8 protein-coding genes are annotated in these 10,785 nt (G+C 63.9%); all 8 read right to left on the minus strand.

Features of this window, described 5'->3' with window-relative positions; genetic code table 11:
* Positions 1 to 7: 7 nt before the first annotated feature.
* A complete protein-coding gene (locus tag Q8S30_RS18315; protein WP_305667461.1) occupies positions 8 to 1,702 on the minus strand; it encodes a bifunctional diguanylate cyclase/phosphodiesterase in 1,695 nt (564 codons plus the stop codon).
* Between the two features lie 364 nt (positions 1,703 to 2,066).
* The gene (locus Q8S30_RS18320) at positions 2,067 to 3,101 is read right to left on the minus strand and encodes an alginate lyase family protein (protein ID WP_305667462.1); all 1,035 of its coding nucleotides are present in this window, start codon (positions 3,099 to 3,101) and stop codon (positions 2,067 to 2,069) included.
* 23 nt (positions 3,102 to 3,124) lie between these two features.
* Complete coding sequence (locus Q8S30_RS18325) at positions 3,125 to 5,875, minus strand: hypothetical protein (protein ID WP_305667463.1); 2,751 nt, start codon at positions 5,873 to 5,875, stop codon at positions 3,125 to 3,127.
* Positions 5,876 to 5,895: 20 nt separating this feature from the next.
* Positions 5,896 to 6,519: an alginate O-acetyltransferase AlgF gene (locus Q8S30_RS18330; RefSeq protein WP_305667464.1), complete on the minus strand. Its 624-nt coding sequence runs from the start codon at positions 6,517 to 6,519 to the stop codon at positions 5,896 to 5,898.
* On the minus strand, positions 6,519 to 7,838 hold the full coding sequence (locus tag Q8S30_RS18335) for a hypothetical protein (protein ID WP_305667465.1): 1,320 nt from the start codon (positions 7,836 to 7,838) through the stop codon (positions 6,519 to 6,521). The genes Q8S30_RS18330 and Q8S30_RS18335 overlap by 1 nt, the downstream gene beginning before the upstream one ends.
* A complete protein-coding gene (locus Q8S30_RS18340; RefSeq protein ID WP_305667466.1) occupies positions 7,835 to 8,614 on the minus strand; it encodes a hypothetical protein in 780 nt (259 codons plus the stop codon). Before Q8S30_RS18340 ends, Q8S30_RS18335 begins: the two co-directional genes overlap by 4 nt.
* 4 nt (positions 8,615 to 8,618) lie before the next feature.
* Positions 8,619 to 9,731, minus strand: a complete 1,113-nt coding sequence (locus Q8S30_RS18345; RefSeq protein WP_305667467.1) for a hypothetical protein — start codon at positions 9,729 to 9,731, stop codon at positions 8,619 to 8,621.
* An 8-nt stretch (positions 9,732 to 9,739) separates the two neighbouring features.
* Complete coding sequence (locus Q8S30_RS18350; RefSeq protein ID WP_305667468.1) at positions 9,740 to 10,669, minus strand: MBOAT family protein; 930 nt, start codon at positions 10,667 to 10,669, stop codon at positions 9,740 to 9,742.
* Between the last annotated feature and the right edge of the window lie 116 nt (positions 10,670 to 10,785).

The raw sequence follows: 10,785 nt of genomic DNA on the forward strand, positions 1-10,785 counted from the left end.
CAACGCATCAACTGGATGCGACGAACCCGCAAAGGGGTTCCGGGTATTGAAGCGCAAAACCCTGACCGTAGTCTATGCCGATCCCGCGAAGCAGCGGAAGCAGATCGGCGACCTCAACCGATTCAGCGATCGTCTGCATGTTCATGACACGTGCAACCTTGACGACAGCCTCGACGATGGCCGCACCCGCAGGCCTGGTCAGGGTGCCCTTGATGAACTCTCCGTCGATCTTGACGAAATGCACCGGCAAATCCTGAAGATAGGCGAAGGACGACATCCCGCTGCCAAAATCATCCAGAGCAAACCGAAATCCGGCTCCGATCAGCTTGTGCATCGTTTCACAGACCCACCGAATATTCGAGATGGCAGCCGTCTCTGTCACTTCGAAGCAGATTTGGGACGCAGACAGATCGGGGTTGGAACCAAGCTGTCTTTCGACGAAAGGTGCAAATTCCGGAGAACCGAGGGTCAGGCCTGACACGTTGACAAAATAGCAGGCGGTGTCACCATCTTCCTGTCGGACATTTTGCAGGTGGGCGAACACCTTGCCGATGACATGATGATCGAGCTGCTCCACCAGGCCGAAGCGTTCGGCCGCCGGTATGAAGTCACTCGGCAGGATCAGTCTTCCATCGTGACCCTGGATACGCGCGAGGACCTCATGGAAAATGGGACCCTGTTGTGCGCCGGGCTGCAAAGGGAAAATTCGCTGTGCATGCAGAACAACCCGGTCTTCCCGAAGCGCCTCCGTCAGAAGTGTCGCACCATCCATGTCGCGTCGCCGCAGCCTGATTTCCTCATCCGTCGATGAACTGGCCTGCGTGCGATTGCGTCCCTTCTCCTTGGCGAGGTAGCAGGCCGTATCCGCGAGCCCCAAGGCGGCCTCGAATGACAGCCCGTCTTTCTGGCCGCAGACGGCAATGCCAACACTGAGAGACAAGCTGTAGCGCCTGCCACGGAAGACCGGGTGGAGACCCTGCACCGCCATCCTCAGGCGGTGCGCAACCTCGAAGGCGGTTTCCGTATCGCAGGCCGGCAGGATCAGGGCGAACTCGTCCCCTCCGATCCGCGCCAGGAGGTGATCGCTGGCCACCTCGGCCCGCAGCGCCTCGGCGATCTGAACCAGGACGACGTCGCCCGCGGCATGACCGCATCGGTCATTGATGAGCTTGAAGTGATCGATGTCGAGATAAAGGATGGCGTGTGGCCCGGGGGCATCAAGCGCTTCGAGGCGATTGGTAAACTCCCGCCTGTTATACAGACCGGTCAAGGGATCATGGGCGGCCTGATAGGCCAGCTTCCTGGCCAGTTCGTGCGCCTCGGTGACATCGTGGCCCTGAGCAAAAATGCCGATGACTTTGCCATCATGATCCCGCAGGGGCTGGTAGGTCAGATCGATGTAGCGCTGCTCGAGGTCGCCGCCCGCAACGCGCTGGAGCTGGATGGGGATGGCCCGGCCTACGAAAGGCTCTCCGGTCAAATAGACATGGTCGAGCTTGTCGAGGAATCCTTGCCATATCACTTCTGGCAGCACCTCGGCCAAGGCTCCGCCGATGATGGGGCGGTGACCAATAAGCTGATAATAGGCATCGTTTGCCAGCTCATAGACGTGCTGCTTGCCCTGGAGGACACAAATGAAACCAGGCGCATCGCGAAAGAGCATCTGAAGGCGCTCGATTTCTTGTGTCAGGAAGTTCCGCACGATGCACTCCGTTCTTACGGGCCATTTGAGGGAGAATTCGGTTACAATTCCGCTGCTCAGCGCCCCATCGCTGCTATGCAGGGATGTGCAGACGATCGCAGCCCCTGAGGCTGGCCGGTTCTTCGCTGCGCCTCCGCCAAAGGCGGCGCGACACACACAGAGTTCTGTCCTTCGCAGTTGACCCTAGCGCAGTCGCCGACTTGTGCACACAAAATAATCAGTTGCGGAAAGACACCGGGAGAGATGCTGTCTGTGAAGCGTTGCCGGTGTTGGCCGAGGTCCAGCTGTCGAATGTCATGGTGACGATCAAGGGTGCCGGCTCATGCCTTGAAGTCGCAACGGGACAGTTCTGGCACAGAAAGGGTCAGTTCTGTCCATCGGCTGATGCCCAGATCAAGGATTGCTCCCCGCCGAGCTTGGAATTGCCAAGCGGGACGAACTGTTCGGTAAACTTGGCCAGTTCCGGGTTTTCGAACAATGACAGATAGGCGTCGGCCCAGGCCATTTCGAATCCGCGCAAATCCTCTTTGCCGTTGAAATAGGACTGTTCATGGCCCGTGATCCCTTCCACGAGCGATGGGTCGTCGAAGGCGGCCAGGACGAAATCCACCAAGCGATGCAACGCGCCGTCGCAGGCCGAGAACAGGTCGTGACCCTCTGGCTGCAGCAAGGCCGCCGTGACGACCAGCGGCGCCACGGCATGCAACTGATAATGCAGGGCCAGATCCTTGCGCGCCATTTCCAGCGGCAGGCTGCCGTCCTCGGCCGCGCTGCAGACCATGACCTGGACCGAGGCATCTGCCCAGTCGATCATCGCCTGGTCCCCGACAGTCAGGCCGACCCGCGCCACGGCCAGCGCGGCCCAGGCCCGCAGGTTGTTGCGGCTGGCATTCTTGGGCGCCTCCGTGTCGAAATAATCCATCGTCGCAAGTGCGCGGGCGGCCAGCCAATGCTCGACACGCGCCTTGTCATCGGATGCCGGTAACAGCGGTTGCACCTGGGCAAAGGCAAAAGCCAGCCCAGCGACCCGCGACGGCGCCGAGAGTTGCGCATTCATTGTCCCCAGCTCGCTGAGCGCATCCGCCTCGGCCCAGGCTGCAAGCCCCGCCAGCACACACTCTGCCGCGACAAGCTGATCCGTCTCAGAGCTGGCCGCATGGTTCGCGGCGCTTGCAAGCGTGCTGATGAAGTCGTCAACCGGCTTCAGCTGCGCGTTGACGTCGGCGTTCGACGCGCTGTCGAATTCGGACCGACTTTTGTCCTTGGCAATGTAGCGGCTGCCGTGGTCAAGCGTTACAACCGGGTCCGGGATCGGCTTGCAGACATAGGCCTCGGGCGGGGGCGGGGGCGGGGGCGTCGGCTCCTGTGCGGCCAAAGGCTGGGCCAGACAGAGGGCCATGATGGCGGTCCTGATCGGGGTCATCAATTCGTCTCCGCGTTGACTGTGAACAGTTTCACCATGCTGATGGCGGTCGGATCGCCCGCAAGTGCCGCTTTTTCAAGCCAGCCGCGTGCGCTTGTCAGGGACGGGGCAACGCCCACACCCATCGAATAGGCCTGTGCCAGCGTGACCATGGCCTGCACATCGCCTGCTTCCGAGGCGCGGATCAGCCACTTGGTCGAGGCTTCGATATCCGCGCCCGTCGTTGCCGCCGCTTGCAGGCGGGTTGCGTGTTCGCGCATCGCTGCGGGATTGCCTGCTTCGGCCGACCGGCGATAGAGCGTATCGAGGTCAAGGCGCGCTTCGACCGCTTGGCGCAGGCTGGTCTCCTTGCGGGCCAGATCGGTCAGAACCTGCGGAATCTGATCTGGCGTGCTGAGCGTAACAAGCTCGACATAAAGGGTCACGACGTCTTCGGGATCGTAGCCGGGTCGTTTCGGATTGCCCTTGAGCCGCAGCAGGCGCTGCACGGCCGTCCGGTTGCCAAGATCATGGGCCCGCTCATAGAGGGCAAGCGCTGTGGGCTCCGCCTCGTCGTCCAGAAGTGCGCGGGAGCTGTCGGCAAGTTCAACGATTTTCCAACCGTCGTCACCCGCAAGATGCGTGGCGATGGACAGCCAGCGGCGTGCCTCATCGGGATTGTCCAGTTGGTCCTCGACCTGTGCCATCGCGATGGCCTCGGGAAAGGAACATTGCATCGCGGTCATGGCGCGCTGGCGATAGGTCTCGCGGCCGGCCTCGTCTGGCAAGAAGGGCATCGCCAGAAGGGTGGCCTCGAAATCGCCCCGCGCGGCAATGGCCGGAGCATAGGCGGAGTAGACCGCGCCGAGATCAGGGAAGGCGCCCGGATCAGCCCTGGGCAGCAGAAGCATCGCCGCGCCATTGCCCGTCTGTGCAAGTCCGGTCAGCAGAACCAGCGCCTCTGCGCGGGCTTCGGGGGTAGCGTCCGTCAAGAGCGTGTCCCCTAGCTTCAGCGCCGCGCCCTCTTCCCCCGCGGCATGTGCCGCGCGGAACATGTCCAGCGCCGCAGCATGAGCCACCGGTGTTGTCGCCTGCGACAGGGCAAGCGCGGCCCGGGCGGTGCCCACGTTCGGATAGCGGGCGGCATAGTCCACCCAGAACGCCTGTTCGGATGCGGGCGCGGCACGCTGTTCCAGCACGGCGAGGAAATTCGCCAGCGGGGTCGCGCGACCGTAGAGCGCCTGGGTCTGCAGGGCTGCCATCGTCAGCGGTTCCGGGTTGTCGGCAAGGGCCGTCAGATCATCCGGGTTGAACGGCGTAGACGATGACCCGACCGTATCCTCGGTTTTGGCCCAGTAAGCGGCCTGATCCAGCAGCGGCGCGCCCGGTGCCTTGCACAAGAACGCGGCTTGCAGGTCGGCTGTCGGCCCTGCCTCGCCAAGATTGGTGACCGCGTGGATCAGCCGGTCCACGACGGCGTAAAAGGCGGCGTCCGTTGTCGCGGTGCCAAGATCCATCTGCGCTAGCATCTGGATGGCTGCGGAATCGTCCAGCGCAGCCCCGCGCTGCAACAGCGCATAGGCTTCGTCCGAGCCATCCCAACGACCCTTGTCGGCCTGGATCAAGGCGGCGTGCTTGCCAAATACCCAAGGAGGCGGTGCCGGCAGGTCCCCCAGCCGAACAAGCGTTTCTACAAACTCCGGCCCTAGCTCGGGCCGCGCTGCAAGTTGCGATTCCAGGAACCCTGACAGGCGGATCAGCGCGGCCCGGTCGTTGTTCCGCGCCGCCGCCTCATAGAGCTGCTGCGCCCTCTCAAGGTCCGCCGGCACCAGCGCCCCCGTCTCATAGGCCCGCCCCAGCGTCACCTGGGCATAAGGAAGCCCCCCTGCCGCCGCGAGCTGCAGGTAGGTAAGAAGGACGGCGTTGTCTTTGGTCACCAGTTCCGATTGCAGCTCATACTCTGCCACACGCCACGCGGCGAGCGGGTCGCCGAGGTCGGCCGCAAACCGGTACCAGCGCAGTGCCAGATCGTGGTCGAGTTGCACAACCTCGCCGCTGGAGTATTCCCGTGCGATCCGCGCGATGCGGTCACAGATCAGCGGGTCCATCTGGCCGACCAGCGCGCCGAAGGCCATTGTCACGGCCAGCTGAGGGTTGATGTCCCACCCCTCAGGCGCCGTGCCCGCAACGCTCTGGTGCGACAGTTTCAGCAGCGCATCCGCATTGCCGCCATAGCCCGCAGCCATCAGCATTTCGGCACCCCGCGCCGCATCCCGTTCGATGCCCACGCCCTCCGTCAGATAGCCCGCCAGCGCGTTGAGCATCCGGGGGGAATTCTCCTCGCCACGGTCCAGCAACTTCTGGACCAGCCCTGCGGAGTTCAGCGCCTGCAAGTCTCCCGTGGCGATCATCTGCTCGATGCGGGCGAGGGTGACATGGTCTTGGGTGAAGCTGGGGGAAACCTGCGGCAAAAGGGTGATGACGGCCTGTATCGTCGCGTCCCATGCCACGGGGTCGATTTCTGCCAAGCGCCGCATGTCGCGGTTGATCAGGCCGGTATCGCGGTCGGGCAGGGCCTTGCCGTCCCACTCGCCCCAGGCCGCGATCAGATCTGTATCGGAAGACCGGGCCACGCAGATCGGTGCCACCTCCATTTCAGGGGGTTCGAACCGAAGCTCCAGCGTCTGCGACCAAAGTGCTGTGGGCAGGGCTGCGACGGCGGTAACCGCTGCTACCATGATTGCGCTGGCGCGAAGTGTGGTGATGGACATGGTGCGGGCCCTTTCCGGGATCAATTGGCGTAGAGGTTTTCGGCGCTGTAGGCCGAATAGTTCCCGGCAGAACCGCTGAAGATCACGGTTGCGCCGGCACGTCGGCGCATCTTCAACGCCGTCACGCTGGCCAAGGTGGCGCTATCGTCACGGATCTCGAAGTCGAGGGTCAGCGGAGCCTTCAGCGTCACCTGGCGCGAGGTGTTCTGGGCGATCTCCTCCATCGCCATCGCGTTGACAGAGGGCACGAACAGGTCAACCAAGGGCAGGTCGGACAGGTTGTAAAACACCAGATCGGCCTGCGCCGGGCTGTTGGTGATCGCGTCCTGCACCATGTGCAGCCCGCCATCCACGCCCCGCACAAAGGTGTAGAACGACGCGGGCTCGATCTCGCCCTCCCCCGCCAGATCGCCGACCGCCACCGAGACCGGCCCCGCCATCACCATGACATAAGGGGTCATGCCGCCCTCGACTGCGTCGAAGGTCTTCCCGGCCACAACGGCAAGGGTCTCGTCAGGTGCGACGATCCGCACGAACGAGGCATCGGGATCGGCGGGATCCTGATAAAGCTGGTTGTCCTGCGCCAGCGCGGGAAGGGCGGCACAGATCAGGGCACAGCTCAGGAACGTGGGAAATCGGGTCATCATGTGGCGTCCTTTTTGGCGAGGGGGCACAGCGTCAGGGTCGAGACCTCGCTGACGGGCCGGTCGAACGTTGCGGTCAGTGTGACGAAATCGGGGTGGTAGATGCTGGCGAGCGGCTTGAAGAACCGTCCCGAAGCCAGCATCCGGTCACTGCGCTGCATCAGCGCCGACCGGGTAACTCCGGCTGCCGTGGTCAGAGTGAACAGCACCTCGCGCGGGCCGTCGGTGCCCAGATCGGCCAGGATCACGTCACCCGGGGTCAGCGTCACGCCGCGCAGATCGGCAGAGAGGGTATTCGAACCTGTCCGTGTGGCAGGCAGGTTCGTGCCGCAGGTGTCCCCGGCGGCGGCGATCAACTCGTCCAGCGGATCGGGCCCGTATTGCGCCAGGTTGCTGTAGATCGGGTTTTCCCAGACCAGGAAACGGGGCGGGTTGTCGGCGAAGTCCCGCGAGGTCAGGTATGACGTCATCGCGCCATACTGGTTGCCGCCGGTCACCGCGTAGTTCACGACATCCAACCCGGAAAACTCCGACAGGTAGCCCGCGAAATTGGCCAGCGGCGAATCCGAGAACGAGGTGCCGACCAGCACGATCCCGGTCTGATCGGTACCGCTTGCGAAGATGTCGGACACGCCTTCGACCGAGGTGGCGGTCTCCTCGGTCAGATGGGCCATTGCCTCGACCCGGGGCAACTGATCGACGCAGAACGCCTGCAGGCTGCGGCGCATGGTTGAAAACGCGGGGGTCGGTTCAAGCGCAACCGTGTGATAGGTGGACAGGCCGAGTTGGTCGTAACCGGGCTGTGCCTTCATGACCTCGCCGATCACCTTGGCAGCAAGACGCGCGCCGTCCGAGGTCCAGTGAAAGTCGGTCTGAAAGAAGGGTAGCGCGTCTGCGCCCTCGCTGGTCAGCGCCGCAAGGATATTGGGCGCAAGGACGCCGCGCGCAGCAAGTCGGCCCACGATGTCGTCATAGACCAGCTGCGCCGTCGTGCTGTCATAGGCATAGTCGGCGGCCAGTGGCGGCAGGAACTCCGGCATCGCCTGGCTTTTGGTCGGCACGGTCACATAGATCAGCGTGGTTCCCCGGCCGGCAAGTGCCAAGGACAGCGCGCCCATCTGCTCTGTGACCGCGTCTTCCATCGGGTGGCGCAGGCGAAGGTCGGCCAGCACCCTGTAAAAGACCCCGTCGCGGCCTTCGATGGAAGGCACGCCCACCGCGGTTTCGGTCTGGCTGCAGCCGAAGGCCGAGGTCTGGGCCAGGGCCGGGCAGGCCATCAGACCCAGCACGGCAGGAAGCACGAGTCTGGAAGCGATCATTGGGTTACCTCTGGCTGTATCATGGGCGGGTTTTCAGGCGCAGCGCCGGGTGCGGGTGCCGCCTCGATCTGGCGAAGCAAGTTTTCAGCCGTCACGCGCACCGACAGGTCTTCGCCCTCGGCCGCCACCCGCAGGGCGGATAACGCCCCGACATGGCCGGCCGCGGCGTCTTCGGGGTCGGACAACAACGCCAGGCCAAGGCTCAGCGCCGCTTTCCTGCTGACATCGCCAGTCCCCATGCCCAGAAAATGCTGGGCCTGTGCCAGGTCGCGGCCAAAGGGCGTGCCATCGGCATACATCTCGCCCAGAAGCGTCGCCGCCTCTGCGTTGCCGCTCAGCGCCTGCACGGTCATCGCGTTCAGGCAATGCCGAAGTCGGCTGGCGGAATAGGTGCTGCCATCGGCCTTCAGCAGCCGTGCCAGCGGTGCAACCGCAAAGGCCCGTCCGGTATAGGCCGCAATGGCGAAGTAATGCGCCGTCGCGCCGCTCGGGTCGGGTTTCCCCTCCTCTTGCAGCTGCTTGGCATAGCGGAAGGCCGCCAGACCGTCGCCGGCATCCGCCAGCATCTGCAGCTTCGAGCCGCTCATCGGTTCGCCCGCTATCATCTGTCGCCGTGCCGCGCGCAAGGCCGAGGTCGGGAGATCCCTCGTCTTGCGGACCGCGTTGTCGAAGACGAAATCGACCTTCACGACCGGCGGCGACGCCGCCTCGCCGTTCGGCGTGGCGGCTGCTTCGGATGCCAAGGGCATCAGCGCCAGACAAAGCAAGGTCGTCATCAGCCTATCCATCGGCATGTCCTCCATAGGGCAGCGTTGCTATTTCATCGGGGGCGACGCCGGTGGCATTCCACATCGCCGGGTCGGTCAGATAGCGGACGGGAATTTCCCAGATCACCACCGCAGGTGGCGCATCGCGCATCAGATCCGAGGCGAGATAGTCCCGCATCGGCTGCAGTGGCCCTTGGCCCTCGGCCGCCATGTTGAGGACGTCGCGGTGCAGGGCGAGCATCAGAAACTCTGCGAAACCCCAGTCGGAATTGGCGCTGTAGCTGGTTCCGACCAGCACCACATCCGCAGGTGCCGCGCTGAAGATATCCCCGGCGTCGCCCGTCGGCGTCAGCACGAAGGGCACCAGTGTCTCGGACGCAAGGCCAAGCCTGGGTGCCAATGCGGAGGTGGTGACAAAGCGAACCAGATCCCCGGCCAAGGGCTTTGTCGCCGTGTCCGCGCGGGTGAAGTCGCTGCTGCCTTGGGCCACGAGGCCGGAGGCCGCAACCGCCCCGGCCACCAGTTCGGCGCCCGCCGGCGACCAGTGCGTGTCGGTCGCAAAGAACACCGGCACCACGGGATTGGGGCTCAACAGGGCCGAACGCGCATCGACAACCATGATGCCTTCACCCGCCAGTTGCGCCGCAAAGCCGGCCAGCAGCGCCGCCAGATCCTGGCCGAACACCGGGTCGGGGCTGCGGTCATGGTAGATGTCGATCTTGGCGGGCAGGGGCACCACCACCAGATCCACCCCGGCGGCGCTCAGCCGGTCGCGCACCTCCGCCACAGTCGCCACGGCGGAGGCGAGTTCTGCATCGCTTGGCTGGCTTCGCAGCTCTTCGGCGCTGAACAGCCACCCATCCTGTCCGACAATGGCGCCCTCACGCGCTTCGCCAAGCAGCGCATAGCGCGCGGCTCCGATCAGGCCGAAGGACAGGTCCATATGCGGCAGGTTCTTCTTGTAGATCCCGTCGATATCGCGGGTCAGCCCGCCGGACAGAAGGCCGTCGGCCGGAAGGCCGAATGCCGGCTGCGGCGCGGCCAGCATCGAGAGACTGGCTACGGTGCCATAGCCGAAGAGCAGCACAGGCAGGGCGACGCGAATGGTTTTCAAGATGATGGTCATCGGGCCCCCTAGAACTGGAAATACAGGAATGGAGAGAAGCTCTGCTCTGCCATCTTCATCACCGTGAAGGCGCCCAGACCGATCATCAGGGACGTGGGAATCGCGGTGTTGAACAGGGTCAGTGCATCTGGCGAGACAGGGCTCAGGCGGTGCGCAGCCAGCCGGTTCAATTGCGGCTCGAACGCTGCGACCGAGAGGCCCAGCATCAGGAACAGCAGGCTTTCCGTCGTGATCGCCAGGGCGATGTCGGGCGCCGTGGCAAGCCCGTTCAGCCCCATCATGCCGCGATAGACGCCCATCGCCTCGGACACATCGGCGGCGCGGAACATGACCCAGCCGATCAGCACGATCAGCAGCGTCGTGGCATGGGCAAAGGCCCTCGATCCTGCAACCTGCCCGGTTGCCCGCTCTACCGCGAGCCAGCCACCATGCCACAGACCCCAAAGCACGAAGGTCCAGTTCGCCCCGTGCCACAGCCCGCCCAGAAACATGACCAGCATCAGGTTCACATAGGTCCGCGCCACCCCAAGCCGGTTGCCGCCCAGGGGGATGTAGAGGTAATCGCGAAGCCAGACCGACAGGCTGATATGCCAGCGCCGCCAGAACTCGGTGATCGAGCTGCTGATATAGGGCGTGTCGAAATTGCGCATGAAGTGGAAGCCCAGCATCATGCCGATGCCGATGGCCATGTCGCTGTAGCCGGAAAAATCGAAGTAGAGCTGGATCATGTAGGCAATTGCGCCGACCCAGGACAACACCAGCGATGGATCGGGGGTCTGGAAGGCAAGATTAGCCAGCGGCGCGACCGTGTCTGCCAGCAGGACCTTTTTTGCGAGGCCGATGGCGAAGAGTGTCGTGCCCTGCGCGAACAGGTCGAGCGAATGCACCCGGTGCGCGAATTGCCCGGTCAGATCCTCACATGGGCATTTCGATGTCAACGGTTGGCGGTCACATGATGGTGCTCCTTGTGTTTCAGGATCCGAGGTCCGAGCCCGAATGCATGACGCGGCCCGGTCCCGGGCACGATCAACCTCACATACGGTCGCGCAGGCAC

Source organism: Frigidibacter sp. (genome assembly GCF_030695035.1).
Lineage (GTDB): Bacteria > Pseudomonadota > Alphaproteobacteria > Rhodobacterales > Rhodobacteraceae > Frigidibacter.

Bases quoted from the DNA above. Each gene is read 5' to 3' on its own strand.
- Q8S30_RS18330 (WP_305667464.1), bottom strand. From the start codon at position 6,519: ATGACCCGATTTCCCACGTTCCTGAGCTGTGCCCTGATCTGTGCCGCC.
- Q8S30_RS18335 (WP_305667465.1), bottom strand. From the start codon at position 7,838: ATGATCGCTTCCAGACTCGTGCTTCCTGCCGTGCTGGGTCTGATGGCC.
- Q8S30_RS18345 (WP_305667467.1), bottom strand. From the start codon at position 9,731: ATGACCATCATCTTGAAAACCATTCGCGTCGCCCTGCCTGTGCTGCTC.
- Q8S30_RS18325 (WP_305667463.1), bottom strand. From the start codon at position 5,875: ATGTCCATCACCACACTTCGCGCCAGCGCAATCATGGTAGCAGCGGTT.
- Q8S30_RS18320 (WP_305667462.1), bottom strand. From the start codon at position 3,101: ATGGCCCTCTGTCTGGCCCAGCCTTTGGCCGCACAGGAGCCGACGCCC.
- Q8S30_RS18340 (WP_305667466.1), bottom strand. From the start codon at position 8,614: ATGACGACCTTGCTTTGTCTGGCGCTGATGCCCTTGGCATCCGAAGCA.